General features: G+C 68.8%; 19 protein-coding genes. 2 read left to right on the top strand and 17 right to left on the bottom strand.

All coding sequences use genetic code 11. From position 1 onward, the window contains the following. Positions 1 to 72: 72 nt before the first annotated feature. On the top strand, positions 73 to 843 hold the full coding sequence (locus ACAW63_RS17820) for an SDR family oxidoreductase (protein ID WP_371227326.1): 771 nt from the start codon (positions 73 to 75) through the stop codon (positions 841 to 843). 4 nt (positions 844 to 847) lie between these two features. Next, positions 848 to 1,318 (top strand): SRPBCC family protein, encoded by a 471-nt coding sequence (locus ACAW63_RS17815; RefSeq protein WP_331314691.1) that lies wholly within the window; start codon positions 848 to 850, stop codon positions 1,316 to 1,318. A gap of 143 nt (positions 1,319 to 1,461) precedes the next feature. Here ACAW63_RS17815 and ACAW63_RS17810 read toward each other — a convergent pair whose 3' ends face one another. The 17 genes from ACAW63_RS17810 to ACAW63_RS17730 form a co-directional block, all read right to left on the bottom strand. After that, a complete protein-coding gene (locus ACAW63_RS17810) occupies positions 1,462 to 1,896 on the bottom strand; it encodes a nuclear transport factor 2 family protein (protein ID WP_371227324.1) in 435 nt (144 codons plus the stop codon). Beyond that, complete coding sequence (locus ACAW63_RS17805; protein ID WP_371234703.1) at positions 1,893 to 2,279, bottom strand: nuclear transport factor 2 family protein; 387 nt, start codon at positions 2,277 to 2,279, stop codon at positions 1,893 to 1,895. The genes ACAW63_RS17810 and ACAW63_RS17805 overlap by 4 nt, the downstream gene beginning before the upstream one ends. Next, the gene (locus tag ACAW63_RS17800) at positions 2,276 to 3,478 is read right to left on the bottom strand and encodes an acetyl-CoA C-acyltransferase (RefSeq protein ID WP_371227322.1); all 1,203 of its coding nucleotides are present in this window, start codon (positions 3,476 to 3,478) and stop codon (positions 2,276 to 2,278) included. The genes ACAW63_RS17805 and ACAW63_RS17800 overlap by 4 nt, the downstream gene beginning before the upstream one ends. A gap of 47 nt (positions 3,479 to 3,525) precedes the next feature. After that, on the bottom strand, positions 3,526 to 3,984 hold the full coding sequence (locus ACAW63_RS17795; RefSeq protein ID WP_371227320.1) for a MaoC family dehydratase: 459 nt from the start codon (positions 3,982 to 3,984) through the stop codon (positions 3,526 to 3,528). Position 3,985: 1 nt separating this feature from the next. Beyond that, a complete protein-coding gene (locus ACAW63_RS17790) occupies positions 3,986 to 4,768 on the bottom strand; it encodes an SDR family oxidoreductase (RefSeq protein ID WP_371227319.1) in 783 nt (260 codons plus the stop codon). Positions 4,769 to 4,779: 11 nt separating this feature from the next. Continuing rightward, positions 4,780 to 5,985 (bottom strand): acyl-CoA dehydrogenase family protein, encoded by a 1,206-nt coding sequence (locus ACAW63_RS17785; RefSeq protein WP_371227317.1) that lies wholly within the window; start codon positions 5,983 to 5,985, stop codon positions 4,780 to 4,782. After that, positions 5,982 to 7,148, bottom strand: coding sequence for an acyl-CoA dehydrogenase family protein (locus tag ACAW63_RS17780; RefSeq protein WP_371227315.1), 1,167 nt, complete (start codon positions 7,146 to 7,148; stop codon positions 5,982 to 5,984). Before ACAW63_RS17780 ends, ACAW63_RS17785 begins: the two co-directional genes overlap by 4 nt. 293 nt (positions 7,149 to 7,441) lie before the next feature. Continuing rightward, positions 7,442 to 8,317 carry an SDR family oxidoreductase gene (locus ACAW63_RS17775; RefSeq protein WP_371227313.1) on the bottom strand — a complete coding sequence of 292 codons (876 nt, stop codon included), beginning with the start codon at positions 8,315 to 8,317 and terminating at the stop codon, positions 7,442 to 7,444. 139 nt (positions 8,318 to 8,456) lie between these two features. After that, positions 8,457 to 9,605: an acetyl-CoA C-acetyltransferase gene (locus tag ACAW63_RS17770; RefSeq protein WP_371227311.1), complete on the bottom strand. Its 1,149-nt coding sequence runs from the start codon at positions 9,603 to 9,605 to the stop codon at positions 8,457 to 8,459. A gap of 10 nt (positions 9,606 to 9,615) precedes the next feature. After that, positions 9,616 to 10,677, bottom strand: a complete 1,062-nt coding sequence (locus ACAW63_RS17765) for an acyl-CoA dehydrogenase family protein (RefSeq protein WP_371227309.1) — start codon at positions 10,675 to 10,677, stop codon at positions 9,616 to 9,618. Positions 10,678 to 10,689: 12 nt separating this feature from the next. Then, positions 10,690 to 11,856: an acyl-CoA dehydrogenase gene (locus ACAW63_RS17760; protein WP_371227307.1), complete on the bottom strand. Its 1,167-nt coding sequence runs from the start codon at positions 11,854 to 11,856 to the stop codon at positions 10,690 to 10,692. 20 nt (positions 11,857 to 11,876) lie between these two features. Next, positions 11,877 to 12,629: an enoyl-CoA hydratase family protein gene (locus tag ACAW63_RS17755; RefSeq protein ID WP_371227305.1), complete on the bottom strand. Its 753-nt coding sequence runs from the start codon at positions 12,627 to 12,629 to the stop codon at positions 11,877 to 11,879. Next, a complete protein-coding gene (locus tag ACAW63_RS17750) occupies positions 12,610 to 13,710 on the bottom strand; it encodes an NAD(P)H-dependent flavin oxidoreductase (RefSeq protein ID WP_371227303.1) in 1,101 nt (366 codons plus the stop codon). Before ACAW63_RS17750 ends, ACAW63_RS17755 begins: the two co-directional genes overlap by 20 nt. After that, the gene (locus tag ACAW63_RS17745; RefSeq protein ID WP_371227301.1) at positions 13,707 to 14,570 is read right to left on the bottom strand and encodes an enoyl-CoA hydratase; all 864 of its coding nucleotides are present in this window, start codon (positions 14,568 to 14,570) and stop codon (positions 13,707 to 13,709) included. Before ACAW63_RS17745 ends, ACAW63_RS17750 begins: the two co-directional genes overlap by 4 nt. A gap of 2 nt (positions 14,571 to 14,572) precedes the next feature. Beyond that, positions 14,573 to 15,382, bottom strand: coding sequence for a CoA-transferase subunit beta (locus tag ACAW63_RS17740; RefSeq protein WP_370599501.1), 810 nt, complete (start codon positions 15,380 to 15,382; stop codon positions 14,573 to 14,575). A gap of 2 nt (positions 15,383 to 15,384) precedes the next feature. Beyond that, positions 15,385 to 16,266, bottom strand: coding sequence for a CoA transferase subunit A (locus ACAW63_RS17735; RefSeq protein ID WP_371227299.1), 882 nt, complete (start codon positions 16,264 to 16,266; stop codon positions 15,385 to 15,387). Between the two features lie 10 nt (positions 16,267 to 16,276). Continuing rightward, positions 16,277 to 17,173 (bottom strand): VOC family protein, encoded by an 897-nt coding sequence (locus ACAW63_RS17730; RefSeq protein ID WP_371227297.1) that lies wholly within the window; start codon positions 17,171 to 17,173, stop codon positions 16,277 to 16,279. Between the last annotated feature and the right edge of the window lie 239 nt (positions 17,174 to 17,412).

Genomic DNA, 17,412 nt, shown 5'->3' with positions numbered 1-17,412 from the left:
CTAGTCCCTTCGGACGTGGGCGCGAGAGGGCATCGCGCCTAGGCTGGAAGCCTTCCCCATCGAGGAGCGGACATGACACGAGCATTGGATTTCAGCGGCCAGGTGGTGCTGGTCACCGGCGGCGGCAAGGGCGTTGGCCGGGGCATCAGCCAGCGCTTCCTGGAACAGGGCGCCGAAGTGGTGATCTGCGGACGCGAAGCGCCCGCGCAGCTGCCCAGCCACGCGGGGCGTGAAGCCTGGTTCATCCCCTGCGACGTGCGCGACTTCGAGCAGTTGCAGGCGCTGATGGCCGCCATCGACGAGCGCCACGGGCGCCTCGACGTGCTGATCAACAATGCCGGCGGTGCACCCTACGCCGATGCCGCCGAAGCCTCGCCGCGCTTTTCCGAGGCCATAGTACGGCTCAACCTGCTGGCCCCGCTGAACCTCTGCCAGCTGGCCAACCAGCGCATGCAGAAGCAGGCCGGCGGCGGCGCCATCGTCAATATCTGCAGCGTCAGCGCCGTGCGCCCCTCCCCCGGCACCGCCGCCTACGGCGCGGCCAAGGCCGGGCTGCTCAACCTGGGCCGTTCGCTGGCGGTGGAATGGGCGCCGAAGGTACGGGTGAACGCCGTGATCGGCGGCCTGATCCGTACCGAACAGAGCCACCTGCACTATGGCGACGAGGCCGGCATTCAGCGCGTGGCCGACACCATTCCGCTGGCGCGCCTGGCGGAGCCGGGCGACATCGGCGATGCCTGCCTGTACCTGGCCTCGTCGATGGCCGCGTATGTCAGCGGCGCCGAAATCGCCGTGCACGGCGGCGGCGAGCGGCCGGCCTTCCTCGAAGCGGCGCAGGGGTAAGCACATGCTCAGCGCCCGTCACGAACTGGTTCTCGACCTCAACCCGGACGCTGCCTGGGCTCGCCTGCGCGACCTCAGCCTGGCGCCGCACTATGTGCCCGGCCTGACCGGCTGCGAATTCCACCCCGGCCCGCGTGACGGGCTGGGCGCCAGCCGCCGGGTGCTGATGAAGCGCGGCTTCCTCGATGAAAGCGTGGTCGAGTGGCACGAAGGCCAGGGCCTGGTGCTGCGCCTGCACCGCGCCGAGCAGGGACCGCCCTTCCCCTTCCGCGAGGCCAGTTTCCGCTATGCGCTGCACCCTGAAAGCGGCGGGCGTACCCGTTTGAGCCTGAGTCTGGATGGCGAGCTGCGTGGCGGTCGTCTTGGCGAATGGTTGCTGGCTGGTGCGCTGAAGAAGACCGTGGCGAAGATCGCGGTGAACCTCAAGGCGTTTTACGAAACGGGCAAGAGCCAGAATCCGGATTACGCTGGCTGACCTTGAGTGTCGTCCGTGAGATGGACGTGCGCAGGAGCGCAGCATCCCTGTAGGAGCGAGCTTGCTCGCGAACAATCCCCGCTGCGGGGCCTGGGTTCGCGAGCAAGCTCGCACCTACGAAGAACAAAAGCACGTCCCGGCGGTTAGTCCCGTGCCACCTCGAAATGCCCGCGGAAGGTCGTCTCGACGATCCGCCACTGGCCGTCGACGCGCCGGTAGCGGTCCTGGTAGAAGCCGCCCAGTTGGCGGGTTGCCCCGGTCTCGCCGTCGCGGTTCTGGTAATGCAGGGCCCAGCGCGCGCGGGCGTTGTCGGCATCCTCCAGCTCGATCTCCGGGTTGGCCGCATGGTGCAAGTCGATCACCCGCGGCACGCAGGCCAGTTCCTGGTACAGCGCCAGGAACGGCTCGCGGCCACGGAATACGCCCAGCGGGCCGTAGTCGATCAGCACCTCGCCGTCAGCGAAGCAGGCGCGAATCGCGTCCACGTCCTTCAGGTCGCAGGCATTGAGGTAGCGGTGCTTGAGTTGGCGGATGGCTTCGAGCGCCTCCAGGCGCTCGAGTCGTTGTTCCAGGTTCATTCCGGTCTCCGTTCCACGTTGAGGTCACCCCAGTAGGCTTTCATCGAACGAATGCGGCCGTGGGCGTCGAATTCCATCACGTCGATCACGTGCAGGCTGCAGGGTTCGCCGTTCCAGTTCAGGTCGACGCGGAACGGCATCGCCCCGCAGCCGTTGCCGGTGACCCGCACCGGCCCGGTGAGCTGGGCGCTCGCCTCGGCGCGGCCCAGGCCCTCGCGGTAGAAACGGGCGATGGCTTCGATCCCGACCAGGGGCTTGGCGCCCACCGGGTCCTCGACCACCGCGTCATCGGCGTAGAGCGACAGGATGCCGTCGATGTCGCCGGCATCCACCAGCTCCACATAGCGCGCCATGCGCCGGCGGACCAGTTGCGCGTCCATCAGGCCACCTCGAACAGCGCTGCCGCGCCCATGCCACCGCCGATGCACATGCTCACCACGACGTAGCGCACGCCGCGGCGACGACCTTCCAGCAGCGCGTGGCCCGCCATGCGCGCACCGGACATGCCGAACGGATGGCCGATGGCGATGGCGCCACCGTTGACGTTCAGGCGCTCCTCGGGGATGCCCAGCTTGTCCTGGCAGAACAGCACCTGGCAGGCGAAGGCCTCGTTGAGCTCCCACAGGCCGATGTCGTCCACCTTCAGGCCGTGGCGCTTGAGCAGCTTGGGCACCGCGAAGACCGGGCCGATGCCCATCTCGTCGGCGTTGCAGCCGGCCACCGCCAGGCCACGGTAGATGCCCAGCGGCTGCAGGCCACGGCGCTCGGCTTCGCGGGCTTCCATCAGCAGCGAGGCCGAAGCGCCATCGGAAAGTTGCGATGCGTTGCCGGCAGTGATGAATTGGCCCGCCCCGGTCCACTGGCCGCCCTGCCATACCGGCTCCAGCGCGGCGAGGCTGGCCAGGGTGGTGTCGGCGCGGTTGCATTCGTCGCGCTCGATCAGCACGGCTTCATGGCGGCTTTCACCAGTGGCCTTATCCACCACCAGGCGCTGCGTGCGCATCGGCAGGATCTCGTCGGCGAACAGGCCGTCACGCTGGGCTGCAGCGGTGCGCTGCTGGCTGCGCAGGGAGTAGGCATCCTGGGCTTCGCGGCTGATGCCGTAGCGGGCGGCGACGATCTCGGCGGTCTCGATCATCGGGATATAGGCCGCCGGGTCGCGTTCCAACACGATCTGCGATTGGTTGCGGTAGGCATTCTTGTGCTTGTTCTGCACCAGGGAGATGGACTCCAGGCCACCGGCCACGGCGATGTCCAGCTCGTTGCAGGCGATCGACTTGGCGGCGATGGCGATGCTCATCAGGCCGGAGGCGCACTGGCGTTCCACCGCCATGCCGGCCACGCTCGACGGCAGGCCGCCGGCGATGGCGCAGAGGCGGCCGAGGTTGTAGGCCTGGGTACCCTGCTGGGCGGCGGCGCCCATGATGACGTCCTCCACCTCGCCCGGCTCGACGCCGGCGCGGCGCACCACCTCGGCCACCACCGCACCGCCCATGGCGGGCGCCTCGGTGTCGTTGAAGGCGCCGCGGAAGGCCTTGCCGATGGCGGTACGGGCGGTGGAGACGATTACGGCTTCTCTCATTGCGAATCCTCGGATTGTTCTAGGTTCGGCCACCCTGTAGGAGCCGGTTAGGCCGGGTAATAACGGCTGATGGTGTCCACCACGCAGCCGGGGCGGTCTTCGCCCTCGATCTCGACGCTGACGCGCACGGTGGACTGCACCGCGCCCTTCACCGCCTCGGCGGCGACCAGCTCGGCGCGGCCGCGCACGCGGGCGCCGGCCTTGACCACGTTGGGGAAGCGCACGCGGTCACAGCCGTAGTTCACGCCCATGGAAATGCCGCGCACCTCGACGATCTGCGGCAGGAACAGGTTGACCAGCGACAGCGTCAGGTAGCCGTGGGCGATGCAGGTGCCGTAGGGGCCACTGGCCGCGCGAACCGGATCGACGTGAATCCACTGGTGGTCGCCGGTCGCTTCGGCGAACTGCTCGATGCGCGACTGCTCGACGGTGATCCAGGCGCTCTCGCCGAGGACTTCGCCGACACAGGCCAGCAGCTCTTCCGGATGTTCGAAGACGCGTGCCATATCAGGCCCTCTGGCTGGAGACCGACAGCACTTCGCCGGTCATGTAGGAGCTGTAGTCGCTGGCCAGGAACATCATCACGTTGGCGATTTCCCAGACCTCGGCGGCGCGGCCGAAGGCTTCGTTGGCGGCCAGCTTGTCCAGCAGCTCCTGCGGCGCGGATTTGCGCAGGAAGTCGTGCAGGGCAATGCTCGGGCTCACCGCATTGATGCGGATGCCGTGCTCGGCCGCTTCCACGGCGGCGCAGCGGGTCAGCGCCATCACCCCGGCCTTGGCCGCGGCGTAGTGGCTCTGCTCCTTCTGCGCGCGCCAGCCGAGCACCGAGGCGTTGTTGACGATGGCGCCGGCGCGGCGCTCCATCATGTACGGCAGCATGGCGCGGGTCATGCGCATGGTGCCGGTGAGGGTGACGTCGAGGACACGGTTCCACTCCTCGTCGGTCATCTCCACCAGCGAGCGCGAGCCGCCCAGCCCGGCGTTGTTGATCAGCACGTCGACGCCATTCAGGCGCTCCTCGGCGGCGGCCACCAGGGTGCGCACCTGTTCCTCGTTGGTGACGTTGCAGACCTGCCCGTACACCGCTTGCAGGCCGCAGGCCTGGCGGATGCGCTCCACCGCCTCGTTCAGGCGGCCCTCGTGGATATCGCTGATCATCAGCGCGCGGCAGCCTTCCTCGGCGGCGCGCAGGGCGGCGGAAAAGCCGATGCCGGCGCCCGCGGCGGCCGTGATCAGCACCGACTTGCCGCGCAGCAGGCCACGGCCGGATACGTATTCGGGTTTGAGCATGGTATGTCTCCTTACTGCGGGACCTGGCGGGCCACCTTGGGTTCTTTGGGCAGGCCGAGGGCACGCTCGGCGATGAGGTTGCGCTGGATCTCGTTGCTGCCGCCGTAGATGGTGTCGGAGCGGCTGAACAGGAACAGGCCCTGCAGGCGGCTCAGCTGATAGGGGCCGCCGTCGAGGATTTCCGCCTCGGCGCCGAGCACGTCCATCGCCAGCTTGCCCAGGCGCGCGTGCCAGTCGGACCAGCACAGCTTGTAGATCAGCGCTTCGCGGCGCAGGCCGGCGTCCTGGCCGCCCGAGAGCATGCGCAGCGAGTTGTAGCGCAGCACCTTGAGCCCGCCCCAGGCCTCGGCCAGGCGCTGGCGCAGCAGCGGGTCGCGGGCGGCGCCGTTGGCGCGGGCGATGCGGATGATCTCGTCCAGCTCGTTCTGGAACTGCATCTGCTGGCCGAGGGTGGACACGCCGCGCTCGAAGCCCAGCAGCGCCATGGCGATCTTCCAGCCGTCGCCCGGCGCGCCGAGCAGGTTCTCGGCGGCGGTCTCGGCGTCGTCGAAGAACACCTCGTTGAATTCGGAGGTGCCGGTGAGCTGCTCGATGGGCCGCACGGTGATGCCCGGCTGGTTCATCGGCACCAGCAGGAAGGCCAGGCCGTGGTGGCCGACGCTGCCCTGCTCGCTGCGGGCGATGACGAAGCACCAGTCCGACTCGTGGGCCAGGGAGGTCCAGACCTTCTGCCCGTTGATGCGCCAGAGGTTGCGCTCGGCATCGAAGGTGGCGCGGGTCTTCACGGCGGCCAGGTCGGAGCCGGCGCCCGGCTCGGAGTAACCCTGGCACCAGAACTCACGGCCGCTGACGATGCCCGGCAGCAGGCGGCGCTTCTGCTCGTCGGTGCCGAAGGCGGCGATGGTCGGACCGGCCAGACCCTCGCCGATGTGCCCCATGCGGCCGGGGCCGCCGGCGCGGGCGTATTCCTCGTGGAAGATCACCTGCTGGTTGATCGACAGGCCGCGACCGCCATGTTCTTTCGCCCAGCCCACGCAGGTCCAGCCGCCCTCGGCGAGCTTGCGTTCCCAGGCTTTGCGCTCCTCGGGGAAGCTGTGTTCGTCGCCCGGGCCGCCACGAAAGCGCAGCGGTTCGAATTCGCCACGCAGGTTGTCCGCCAGCCACTGGGCGACTTCGGCGCGGAAGGCCTCGTCGGCGGCGTCGAATCCGATCTTCATGGGCGGTCCTCCAGGATGGCGGTGGCGATGCGCTCACGGTGCCAGGCCGGCGTGCCGAACAGGCTCTCGCTGGCGCGGGCGCGCTTGAAATACAGGTGCGGGTCGTATTCCCAGGTGAAGCCGACCCCGCCGTGCAGCTGGATCGACTCGGCGGCGCCGTGGAAGAAGGCTTCCGAGGCCTGGGACTTGGCCAGCGCGGCGGCGAGCGGCAGCTCGGCGGCCAGCGCGGCATCGCCCTGCCCGTCCAGCGCCTCCTGGGCCACGCAGGCGGCGTAGTAGAGCGCGGAGCGCGCGCATTCCACCTGCAGCATCATGTCCGCCATGCGGTGCTTGAGGGCCTGGAAGCTGCCCACCGGGCGGCCGAACTGGCGGCGTTCCTGGGTGTAGGCAACGGTCAGGTCGAGTGCCTGCTGAGCGCCGCCGACCTGCTCGGCGGCCAGGGTCACGGCGGCCAGTTGCAGCACCTTGCACAGCGCCGGCCAGGCGTTGCCAGCCGCGCCCAGCAGGGCCTCGGCGGATAGGTAGAGACCGTTCAGCTCGACCTCGGCCAGTTGGCGGGTCTGGTCCAGCGTCGGCAATGCGCGGCGCTGCAGACCTTCGCTGGCGGCAGGCACGGCGAACAGGCAAATGCCCTCCTCGCCTTGGCTGCCGGCCAGGCGTGCGGGGATCAACAGCAGGTCGGCGCTATGGCCGTCGAGCACCGGACGCAGGCGGCCATCGAGGACGAAACCTTCGCCTTCGGGGCGAACCTGCACCTGGACCGAGCCGGCCTCCGGCGCACCTTCGGCACCCAGCGCCAGGGTGGCGGTCAGGCTGCCTTCGGCCAAGCCGGGCAGCCAGCGTGCCTGCTGTTCCTCGTTGCCCAGCACGCGCAGCGCGCACACGGCCAGGGTGCTGGCGAAGAACGGCAGCGACGCCAGGCGACGGCCCAGTTGCTCCTGGACGATAGCCAGCTCGACGAAGCCCAGTCCCAGGCCGCCGTGAGCCTCGGGCACCAGCAGCGCCTGCCAGCCGAGTTCATCGCGAATGCGCTGCCAGAGCGCCAGGTCATGACCGCCGGCGGCCATCGCCGCGCGCACGGCGCTGGAGGGTGAAGCATCGGCGAGGAAGCTTTCCGCGCTGTCGCGGATCATCTCCTGCTCGTCGGTGAAGGCGAATTCCATGGGAAGCGGCCCTGTGGGTTCAGATGCAGGGCAGTCTGGCGGGAGATGGCCGGGCGGGAATCGTCCGAATGGACGTGGGGGAAAGCGATGATTTTTTGGAGATGGTGTAGGGGCGAGCTTGCTCGCGAACCTTGCTTACGCGCCCTGATTCCAGGGATAGGGGTGTTGCTCAGAGAAGCATCAGGGAGCTGAGCACCTGTAGGAGCGAGCTTGCTCGCGAACGGCCCCGCAGCGGGGTCTGGTTCGCGAGCAAGGGCTAGGCGCCCCCCTCGGTCCTACGAAGAGCAGCCCCGTCAGCTGCCGTAGACCCTCTGCGCCGGTACAGCCTGGTCGATCAGCTCGTCCACCACGCCACCGATCTCCTCCGGCAGCCAGCGCGCGCCCTTGTCGCGCTCCGGGCCGCGGCGCCAGCCGTCGCCGATGGAGAGCTTGCCACCTTCCACCTCGAACAGGCGGCCGGTGACGTGCTGGGAGTCTTCGGAAACCAGCCAGGCAATCAGCGGCGCGACGTTTTCCGGGGCGAAGTGGTCGAAGCCGTCTTCGGGCTTCTTCATCACGTCGGCGAACACCTGCTCGGTCATGCCGGTGCGCGCAGCCGGGGCCAGGGCGTTGGCGGTGATGCCGTAGCGCGCCAGTTCCGCCGCCTGGACCAGCGTCAGGGAGGCGATGCCGCCCTTGGCTGCCGAGTAGTTGGACTGGCCGATGGAGCCCTGCAGTCCGGCGCCGGAGCTGGTGTTGATGATGCGCGCCTGCACCTTCACGCCAGCCTTGGCCTGGTCGCGCCAGTGGTGCACGGCGTGGCTGGCGATGCAGAAGTGCCCCTTGAGGTGCACGTTCATTACGGCGTCCCAGTCAGCCTCGGTGAGGCTGGCGAACATGCGGTCGCGGCAGATGCCGGCGTTGTTGACCACGGCGTGCAGGTCGCCAAAGGCGTCGATGGCGGCGCGGACGATTTCGCCGGCTTCGCTGTAGCTGGTGATGTCGTGGCTGTCGCCGATGGCCTGGCCGCCCTGGTCGCGGATCAGGGCGACCACGCCGGCGACGGCTTCGCGGTTGATGTCGTTGACCACGACCTTGGCGCCTTCGGCGGCCAGGGCCAGGGCATAGGCGCGACCGAGGCCGCCGCCGGCGCCGGTGATGATCACGACGCGGTCTTTGCAGATGGACATGGGGTTCTCCTGAGAGTTGAGTGCAGGCCGCGAGCGCCCTCTCCCCAACCCTCTCCCTGAAGGGAGAGGGGGCCGTCCGTGCAGCGGAGAAGGCCTGTCGCCCGGCCCGCCCACGTCGCGTCCTGGGAGAGTGGTCGCGTTACAGCCGTTCGATGATCGTCACGTTGGCCTGCCCACCACCTTCGCACATGGTCTGCAAGCCATAACGGCCGCCGCTGCGTTCCAGCTCGTGGAGCAGCGTGGTCATCAGGCGGGTGCCGGTGGCGCCCAGCGGGTGGCCGAGGGCAATAGCGCCGCCGTGGACGTTGGTGCGTTCGTGCGGGTAGCCGGTTTGCTGCAACCAGGCCATGACCACCGAGGCGAAGGCTTCGTTGATCTCTACCCGGTCGATGTCGTCCAGGCGCATGCCGGCCTTCTTCAGCGCGTACTCGGTGGCCGGGATCGGTGCGGTGAGCATCCACACCGGGTCGTCGGCGCGTACGCTGATGTGGTGGATGCGCGCGCGCGGCGTCAGGTTGTAACGCTTCAGGGCGCGCTCGGAGACGATCAGCATGGCGCTGGCGGCGTCGCAGGTCTGGCTCGATACGCCAGCGGTGACGCGGTCACAGCCGAACAGCGCTTCCAGCTCGGCCATCTTCGCCAGGCTGGTCTGGCGCGGCGTCTCGTCATGCTGCACGCCGGCGAGCGGCACGATCTCGCGGGCGAAGTAGCCGGCCTCGATGGCGTGCAGCGCACGGCGGTGCGATTCCAGCGAGTAGGTTTCCAGCGCCTCGCGACTGAGCTGCCACTTCTCGGCGATCATCTGCGCCGAGCGGAACTGGCTCGGCGGCGTGGAACCGTAGCGCTTCACCCAGCCCTCGGAGCCGCTGAAGGGATCGCTGAAGCCCAGCGGTTCGGCGGCGGTCATGGCCGAGGAGATCGGGATCTGCGTCATGGTCTGCACGCCACCGGCGATCACCACGTCCTGGGTGCCGCTCATCACCGCCTGGGCGGCGAAGTGAACGGCCTGCTGCGAGGAGCCGCACTGGCGGTCGATGGTGGTGCCGGGTACGCCCTGGTCGAGGCCGGCGGCCAGCCAGGCGGTGCGGGCGATGTCGCCGGCCAGCGGGCCGATGGTGTCGACGCAACCGAAGATGACGTCGTCGTAGTCCGCGTCCGGGATGCCGTTGCGCTGTACCAGTTCGCGCAGCACGTGGGCGCCCAGGTCGGCGGCGTGGATCTGTGACAGGCCACCCTTGCGCTTGCCGGTGGGCGTGCGCAGGGCGTCGACTATGTAGGCTTCTGCCATTTCGTTCTCCTCAAACCGCGAAGGTGTGGCCGGCGCCGGCGCTGATCGCCCCGCCGAACAGCGCCCGGCACAGCCGCGCCTTGTGCAGGCTGCGGTCGCCCCAGACCTTGTCCAGGGCCCAGGCACGCTTCATGTAGAGCTGCAGGTCGACTTCCCAGGTGTACCCCATGGCGCCGTGCACCTGGATGGCGTTCCTGGCCGCCAGCTGGGAGGCCTCGGAACAGGCCAGGGCCGCCTGGGACACGTGCAGGTCGGCCTGCGGATGGCCCTGGGCGAGGGACTGCGCGGCGCGATACAGCGGCGCCTTGGCGAACTCGATGAGCACCGCGACGTTGGCCATCAGGTGCTTGACCGCCTGGAAGCTGCCGATGGGCTTGCCGAACTGCTTGCGCTCGAAGCTGTAGTCCACCGCCAGGTCGACCATGCGCCGAGCCAGGCCCAACTGCTGCGCGGCGCAGGCCAGGGCGCCACGCTCGAAGGCGGCGGCCCACAGGGCACGGGCCTGATCGCCGCTGGCCACGCGGGTGGCTTCGCTGGGCGTCCAGGTCACGCTGTACAGATGGCGCGACGGGTCCAGCGCCGGGTTGCGGGTGAGCTGCACGGCTTCGCGCGGTACCGCATGGATCTCGTCGTGGTTGCCGAGGATCAGCAGGTCGGCGACGTGGGCATCGGCCACCAGCAGGTTGTCCGGGTGCCCGACCGCCAGGCGCGCTTCGCCGGCGGCGATGCGGCCCAGCCACTGGCCCTTCAGCGCTTCGTGTTCGGTGCCCAGCGCGGCCAGCAGCGGCGCGCCCACCAGTACGGTGTCCAGCAGCGGTTCGGCCAGCGCGGCGTAGCCGCACTCCTGGGCCGGCAGCATCCAGTCGGTTTCGTCCAGGCCCAGGCCGCCGTAGTTCTCCGGCAGGTTCAGGGCGGTCAGGCCCAGCTCGGCGAGCTGCGCCCAGAGTTCGTCGCTGCGGCCGCTTTCGCTGTCCCACAGTTCGCGCAGGCGCTCCGGGGTCACCTGGTTGGTGAGGAAGGCGCGCACGCTGTCGTGGAAGCTCAGTTGGTCATCGTTGAAAGTGAAGTCCATGGTCCTGGCTCCTCAGGCGCGCGGCATGCCGAGCATGCGTTCGGCGATGATGTTGCGCTGGATTTCGTTGGTGCCGGCGTAGATCGGGCCGGCCAGGGAGAACAGGAAGCCGTCCAGCCAGCGGCCGACCTCGCCCGCCAGCGGCGCTTCGGGCAGCAGTTCGGCGCGGGCGCCGAGGATGCTCAGGGCGGTGTCGTGCATGCGCTGGTCCAGCTCCGACCAGAAGATCTTGTTGGTCGAGGATTCCGGGCCGATGCGGCCGCCCTGCTGCAGGCGCGAGGCGGTCATGTAGGTGCTCAGGGTGTAGGCCTCGGCGTCCAGCCAGGCGCGCATCACCGCTTCGCCGATGGCCGGGTCGCGGTCGGCGGCTTCGCGGTTTTCCAGGTACAGCTGCAGCAGACGCCGCGCGGTCTCCTGGAAACGGGCCGGGGAACGCAGCATCAGCCCGCGTTCGAAGCCGGCGGTGGACATCGCCACGTGCCAGCCCTGCCCTTCGCCACCGAGGACGTTCTCCACCGGCACCTTGACGTCGTCGAAGAAGATCTCGGCGAAGCCCGGCAGGCCGTCGAGCTGGGCGATCGGGCGCACGGTGATGCCCGGCGAGCTCAGCGGCACCAGGATGAAGGTCAGGCCGTGGTGGCGGCTGGAGGCCGGGTCGGTGCGGAACATGCCGAACAGCCAGTCGGCCCAGACCGCGCGGGTCGACCAGGTCTTCTGGCCGTTGATCACGTAGTGGTCGCCGACGCGCTCGGCGCGGGAGCGGATGGCCGCCATGTCGGAGCCGGCGCCCGGCTCCGACCAGCCCTGGGCCCAGACGTCCTGGCCACGCGCCATGCGCGGCAGGAAGCGGGCCTTCTGCTCGTCGGTGCCGAACTCCATCAGGGTCGGGCCGAGCAGGAAGATGCCGTTCTGGTTGACCCGGCCGGGGGCGCCGGCGCGGTAGTACTCTTCTTCGAAGATCAGCCACTGGATCAGGTCGCAGCCGCGGCCACCGTAGGCTTCCGGCCAGGTCACCATGCCCCAGTGACCGTCGTGCAGGCGAGCTTCCCACTCGCGGTGCAGGCGGAAACCCTCTTCGGTGTCGTACGAGGGCAAGGGGTTCTTCGGCACGTTGGCCGCCAGCCAGGCGCGGACTTCCTCGCGGAAGGCCTGTTGCTCTTTGTTGTAGTTAAGGTCCATGGGCTGCTGCCTGTGGTTGATCAGTTGAATTGCGCTTCGCGCTTCTCCACGAAGGAGTCGCGCGCTTCCTGGGAATCCAGCGAGCGGTAGGCTTCAAGGGTGAAGCCCTGCTCCCAGCGGTATTTGTCTTCGAGGTTGCCGTCCTCGATGCCGGTCAGCGCTTCCTTGGCCAGGGCGATCATCGCCGGGCTCTTGGCGGCGATCCTGCGGGCCACGTCCAGCGCTGCGTCGCGCAGCTTGTCGCGCGGCACCACGCGCTCCACCGCGCCCAGGCGGTAGGCCTCGTAGGCGTCGATGGGTTCGCCGGTGAAGTACATGTGGCGCACCTTCTGCACCGGGAACAGGCGCTGCAGGTGGGCGCCGCCGCCCATGGCGCCGCGGTCCACCTCGGGCACGCCGAAGGTCGCGCACTCGCTGGCGACGACGATGTCCGCCGCGCCGCACAGGCCGATGCCGCCCCCCAGGACGAAGCCGTGCACGGCGGCGATCACCGGCTTGGGATTGCGGTGCACGGCCTTGAAGCTGTCGTAGTTGCCCTTGTTCACCGCGACGATCAGGTTGCCGTCGGCGGCCAGTTCCTTGATGTCGACGCCGGCGCAGAAGCCCCGGCCCTCGGCGCGGATGATGATGACCCGCACCGCGTCGTCGCGGCCCAGGCGTTCCAGCTCGGCGGCGATGGCCGCCCAGCCGGCGCAGTTGAAGGCGTTCACCGGCGGACGGTCGAACACCATCTCGGCGATGTGTTCGTTGATCTCAACGCGAAACGGCAGCATGGAGGCTCTCCTGGGAGGGTTGCGGTTCTACCCGGCGGGCCAGCTCGGAGAGCCGTGCCTCGGCCTGGGCGACGATGTCCTGGATGATTTCGGCGCACGGCGGACGGCTGCCGAGCAGCGCGGCGACCTGGCCGGCCGGCAGCACGCCGCCTTCGGGCTGGCCGTCGACCATGGCCTTCTGGATCACCATGGGCGCGTTGGCGGCCAGCAGCGCCTGGGACAGGGTCAGCTCGCCACGGTTGCGCAGGGCCTGGAGCATCTGCCCGATGCTGATGCCGGAGTGACGGCGGTAGGCCAGCGCGCACTGCACGGCGAGGCCCAGGCGGCGCCAGGGGCCGGCGGCCTCCAGGGCGTCGAGCAATTCGTTGCGGATCATCCGCTGCGGCAGGCCGTCGAGGGCGCGGCTGACGATGACCTTGGCCGGGTCTTTCACACCCAGGTAGCGCGCCAGGGTGGCGTCCGGCACTGGGCTTTCCTGGCTCATCAGGAAGCGCGTGCCCATGGCCACGCCCTCGGCGCCCAGAGACAGCGCGGCCACCAGGCCGGCGCCGTCATGGAAGCCGCCGGCGGCCACCACCGGCACCTGCACGGCCTCGCGCACCTGGGCCAGCAGCAGCGAAGTGGGCACCGAACCGGTATGACCTCCGCCCTCCCCGCCCTGCACGGTGACGATATCGGCGCCCATCTCCACGGCCTTCTGCGCGTGCTTGAGCGCGCCGACGGTGGGCATGCAGATCACCCCGGCCTCTTTCAGGCGGGCAACCATCTGCTTGCCCGGCGAGCGGCTGTAGCTCACTGCCTTCACACCGTGGCGCAGCACCAGCTCGACGATCTCGGCGGCGTTGGGCTGGTACATGTGGAAGTTGACGCCGAACGGAGCCGACGTCAGCGACTGGGTCTCCAGGATCGCCGCCTCCATCTGCTGCGGCTCGATGGTGGCGCCGGCGAGGAAGCCGAAGGCGCCGGCATTGCCAGTGGCCGCCACCAGGCGCGGATCGGCCACCCAGCCCATGGCGGTCTGGATGATCGGGTAGCGGCAGCCGAGCAGTTGGGTGACGCGGGTGCTCAGGTCCAGGCTCATCGACCGCCCTCCACCGGCTCGCGCTGCGAGCTGGCCATGGCGCGGGCATCGTAGCCGCCCAGGCGGTCGCCGCTGACCAGTTCGTTGTGGGCGTGGGCGAAGTGGTGCAGGCCGAACACCATGTCCATGGTGGCGCGCTTGCCCATCAGGTCCTCGGCGTTGTTCACCGCCTGCTTGGCCAGCTGCAGGCCCAGGCGCGGCATCTCGGCCACGCGGCGGGCCATGTCCAGGGTCACGTCCAGCAGCACGTCGCGCGGTACCACCTTGTTGACCATGCCCAGTTGCCAGGCGCGGTCAGCCGGCATGCGCTCGCCGAGGAAGAGGAACTCCTTGGCGATGCGCGGGCTGAGTTCATGCACGTGGGCGAAGTATTCGACGCCGGGGATGCCCATGCGCACCACCGGGTCGCGGAAGTAGGCGTCATCGCTGGCGACGATCAGGTCGCAGACCCAGGCCAGCATCAGCCCGCCGGCGATGCAGGCGCCCTGCACCATGGCCACGGTCGGCTTGGGGATGTCCCGCCAGCGCCGGCACATGCCCAGGTAGACCTCCTGCTCGCGGGCATAGAGGAACTCGCCGCCAGGCTTGTTCACGTGGTCGTACCAGAGGCTCGCGCGGTCGAAGCTCTCGTTCACGTCGCGGCCCGGCGTGCCGATGTCGTGGCCGGCGGAGAAGTGCTTGCCGGCGCCACGCAGGACGATGACCTTGATCGAATCGTCATCGCAGGCGCGGCGGAAGGCCGCGTCCAGCGCGTAGGTCATCTTCGAGTTCTGCGCGTTGTGGTACTCGGGGCGGTTCATCGTGACCAGGGCCACCGGGCCCTGCACCTCGTAGAGAACGACCTCTTCGACTTCGCTCATGGCTAGGCTTCCTTGGCGCTGCGCAGCGCCGGCGGGTTGTCCTTGAGCTGACGGCCACGCAGGTTGTGCGGGTCGAGCTGCTGCAGGATCGCCAGCTGCCCGGCCGACGGCATCGCGGTGGTCGGGATCTGCGCCGGCAGGGCCAGGTCGAAGCTGGTGTTGTCCAGCACCTGCGCCAGCTCCACGCCCGGATGCAGCGAGCGAACGCGCATCTGGCGCTGCGGGCCGCCGAAGTCGAGCACGCAGAGGTCGGTGACGATCAGGCGGATGTCGATGTCGTCCAGCGACCAGCCACGGGCCAGGCGCGCCGGGTTGTAGCCGACCGAGGCGACCATGTCGACTTCGCCTTCGACGAACACCCGGCGGCTGTGCGACGGCACGAAGAAGGAGTTGGCGTGGCTGATGGAGTTACCCGGGAAGCCGCGTACGCCGAGCATCTGTGCCTTGGGCTTGGCGTAGTCGCCGATGCAGGAGATGTTGGCCTGGCCGAAGCGGTCGATCTGGGTCGGGCCGACCAGCGCGTGGCGGCGGCCGCCCCAGACGTTGTCGAAGATGCGCGAGAAGCCCATCCAGCTGTCGAACTTCGGCACGTAGCCGTTGCGGGCGCCCAGCGGTACCGGTTCGGCGACCATGAAGGCCTCGGAATCGGTCATCAGCAGATCCGGGTTGCTGGTCAGCATGGCCAGGGAGGCGGCCAGGCGCGGGACCACGCCGATGCCGGTGGCGAGCACTTCGCCGTCGTCACGCCAGCACTCGCTGGCGGCGCAGATCAACAGCTCGGCGAGGCTGCAGGAAGCGTTTGCGTCAGTCATGGTCAGAACACCGGCAGGGGCAGCTTGCGGAGAGACTCGAGCCCACCGACCTTTTCCAGGTAGGCGGCTTCGCCGTCGCGGATGAATTCGTCGTAGTAGTGCTGCCAGCCGTCCTCTTCCTGGACCGAGGCGTTGTAGCGCTGGAAGTGCGGCACGTCGAAGCCGTACAGCGGCGCGCAGGAGCTGGGGTGGGCGCCACCGGGGACGTGCACCACGCCGTCGGTGAGGTTGCGTTCCCAGAACACGGTGCGGGCCGCCTGCGGGTTGGCGTGGAAGTGCGCGGACTCCACCAGCTCGTCGCAGCTGACGAAGGTCCTGGCGGCGGCGCGGACGAACAGGTCGTCCATGTAGTGGTCCGGCCCTTCGATCTGGCAGACGCCACGGGCGTCGGCACGGTCGACGTGGACCAGCGCCGCGTCCAGCTTCAGAGCCGGCATGGCGACCCAGTCGCGACCGTCGGCGTAGGGCGAGGCAACCAGCTTGATCTGCGGGTTGTGCTTGAGCACGTCGGTGCCCAGGCCCACCGCGGTGGGAATGAACGGCACATTCATCGCTGCGGCGCGCAGGCCCAGCAGCATCATGCCTTCGTCGATCTCCATCACCTCCAGCTCGCCGGCCTGGCGGGCCTTGCGGAAGTAGGGTTCGAGCGGGATGAAGTCCAGCGAAACGAAGGCGAACACCAGCTTCTTCACCTTGCCGGCGGCGCACAGCATGCCGACATCGGCGCCGCCGTAGGCCACGACGGTAAGGTCCTTGAGGTCCGAGCGAACGATCTCGCGGATCAGGGCCATGGGTTTGCGGCGCGGGCCCCAGCCACCGATGCCGATGGTCATGCCGTCGCGCAGCTGGGCGACCATCTCGGCCGCCGTCATGCGTTTGTCCATGTTGAACTCCTTACTGGCGGCCGACGCTGAAGTCGTGGCCCCAATGGCTGACCACGGTGCTTTCGAAGGGCGTGTGCTGCTGCCAGTCCACTTCCAGGCCACCGTGGCCGTATTCGATGTCGAACCCGCCGGGGCTCTGCATGTAGAACGACACCATGTGGTCGTTGGTGTGCTTGCCGAGAGTCGCCGAGAGCTTCACGCCGTTGGCGTGCATGCGGTCCAGGGCGCGGCCGACGTCGTCCAGCGACGCGGTCTCGAGCATCATGTGCACGCAGCCGCTGGGGATCGGGCACTCGAAGATCGCCAGGGAATGGTGGCGGGCATTGTTGCAGTGCATGAAGTGGATGCGCTTCTCCGGCTCCTGCGGATCGGGGGTGAAACGCACCTTCATCAGGTCGGAGAGGCCGAAGCCCATCACCTGCTCATAGAAATCGCGGCAGCGCTCGAAGGCCGGCGCCGGCAGCACCACGTGGCCCATGCCCATGGAGCCGGTGACGAAACCGCTGACACCCGCCGGGGAAACGAAGGGACGGAAGTCCTGGCACGGTCCCCAGAACAGCTCGTGGCGGTTGCCGTCGGGATCTCGGAACAGCGCCAGTTCCTGGACCTTGCGCAGCGCGCAGTCGGCGGCACTGCCACGGACAACCTCGACGTCGGCCCGGGCCAGCTCGGCGATGGCCTGCTCGAAGGCGGCCTTGCCGGCCACTTCCCAGCCGCTGGCACCGTAGCCGTCGCGCCCATCCTGCAGCACCAGCACGCGGTAGTGACGCTCGTCCATCTTCAGGTACAGCGCACCTTCCGGCGCGGCGTCGTCCACCATCATGCCCAGCACGTCGCTGGCGTAGCTGCGCCAGCGCGAAAGGTCGCTGGCCAGGACGGTCACGTAGCCCAGTCCTCGGATATCCATGGGTGCTCTCCTCATCGTTATTGCCGCTCCGCCTGGCGGAATGGCTGGTGATGAGGATTCAAACAGCGCGGGCAAAGCCGAACATCGTCCAATGGGACTAGCGCTAAAGGGGCATGGCGCGGGCGCTGCAGGGTAACGACAGGGTATCCGAGGGGCATGACGGCATAGGCCAAACGGACGATTTGCCGTCGGCAGGCCGCATCGATACTCCGCCCACGACTATAAGAAGGACGGGCACG

The organism is Pseudomonas sp. QE6, from assembly GCF_041379005.1.
Taxonomy (GTDB): Bacteria; Pseudomonadota; Gammaproteobacteria; order Pseudomonadales; family Pseudomonadaceae; genus Pseudomonas.
This window is presented reverse-complemented; position numbering and strand designations above follow the sequence as displayed.

Excerpts from the sequence above, each read along its gene's own strand:
- ACAW63_RS17780 (WP_371227315.1), bottom strand. The coding sequence starts at position 7,148 with ATGGAATTCGCCTTCACCGACGAGCAGGAGATGATCCGCGACAGCGCG.
- ACAW63_RS17815 (WP_331314691.1), top strand. The coding sequence starts at position 848 with ATGCTCAGCGCCCGTCACGAACTGGTTCTCGACCTCAACCCGGACGCT.
- ACAW63_RS17740 (WP_370599501.1), bottom strand. The coding sequence starts at position 15,382 with ATGACTGACGCAAACGCTTCCTGCAGCCTCGCCGAGCTGTTGATCTGC.
- ACAW63_RS17760 (WP_371227307.1), bottom strand. The coding sequence starts at position 11,856 with ATGGACCTTAACTACAACAAAGAGCAACAGGCCTTCCGCGAGGAAGTC.
- ACAW63_RS17745 (WP_371227301.1), bottom strand. The coding sequence starts at position 14,570 with ATGAGCGAAGTCGAAGAGGTCGTTCTCTACGAGGTGCAGGGCCCGGTG.
- ACAW63_RS17775 (WP_371227313.1), bottom strand. The coding sequence starts at position 8,317 with ATGTCCATCTGCAAAGACCGCGTCGTGATCATCACCGGCGCCGGCGGC.
- ACAW63_RS17800 (WP_371227322.1), bottom strand. The coding sequence starts at position 3,478 with ATGAGAGAAGCCGTAATCGTCTCCACCGCCCGTACCGCCATCGGCAAG.
- ACAW63_RS17810 (WP_371227324.1), bottom strand. The coding sequence starts at position 1,896 with ATGAACCTGGAACAACGACTCGAGCGCCTGGAGGCGCTCGAAGCCATC.
- ACAW63_RS17770 (WP_371227311.1), bottom strand. The coding sequence starts at position 9,605 with ATGGCAGAAGCCTACATAGTCGACGCCCTGCGCACGCCCACCGGCAAG.
- ACAW63_RS17750 (WP_371227303.1), bottom strand. The coding sequence starts at position 13,710 with ATGAGCCTGGACCTGAGCACCCGCGTCACCCAACTGCTCGGCTGCCGC.
- ACAW63_RS17735 (WP_371227299.1), bottom strand. The coding sequence starts at position 16,266 with ATGGACAAACGCATGACGGCGGCCGAGATGGTCGCCCAGCTGCGCGAC.
- ACAW63_RS17785 (WP_371227317.1), bottom strand. The coding sequence starts at position 5,985 with ATGAAGATCGGATTCGACGCCGCCGACGAGGCCTTCCGCGCCGAAGTC.
- ACAW63_RS17820 (WP_371227326.1), top strand. The coding sequence starts at position 73 with ATGACACGAGCATTGGATTTCAGCGGCCAGGTGGTGCTGGTCACCGGC.
- ACAW63_RS17795 (WP_371227320.1), bottom strand. The coding sequence starts at position 3,984 with ATGGCACGCGTCTTCGAACATCCGGAAGAGCTGCTGGCCTGTGTCGGC.
- ACAW63_RS17790 (WP_371227319.1), bottom strand. The coding sequence starts at position 4,768 with ATGCTCAAACCCGAATACGTATCCGGCCGTGGCCTGCTGCGCGGCAAG.
- ACAW63_RS17765 (WP_371227309.1), bottom strand. The coding sequence starts at position 10,677 with ATGGACTTCACTTTCAACGATGACCAACTGAGCTTCCACGACAGCGTG.
- ACAW63_RS17755 (WP_371227305.1), bottom strand. The coding sequence starts at position 12,629 with ATGCTGCCGTTTCGCGTTGAGATCAACGAACACATCGCCGAGATGGTG.
- ACAW63_RS17730 (WP_371227297.1), bottom strand. The coding sequence starts at position 17,173 with ATGGATATCCGAGGACTGGGCTACGTGACCGTCCTGGCCAGCGACCTT.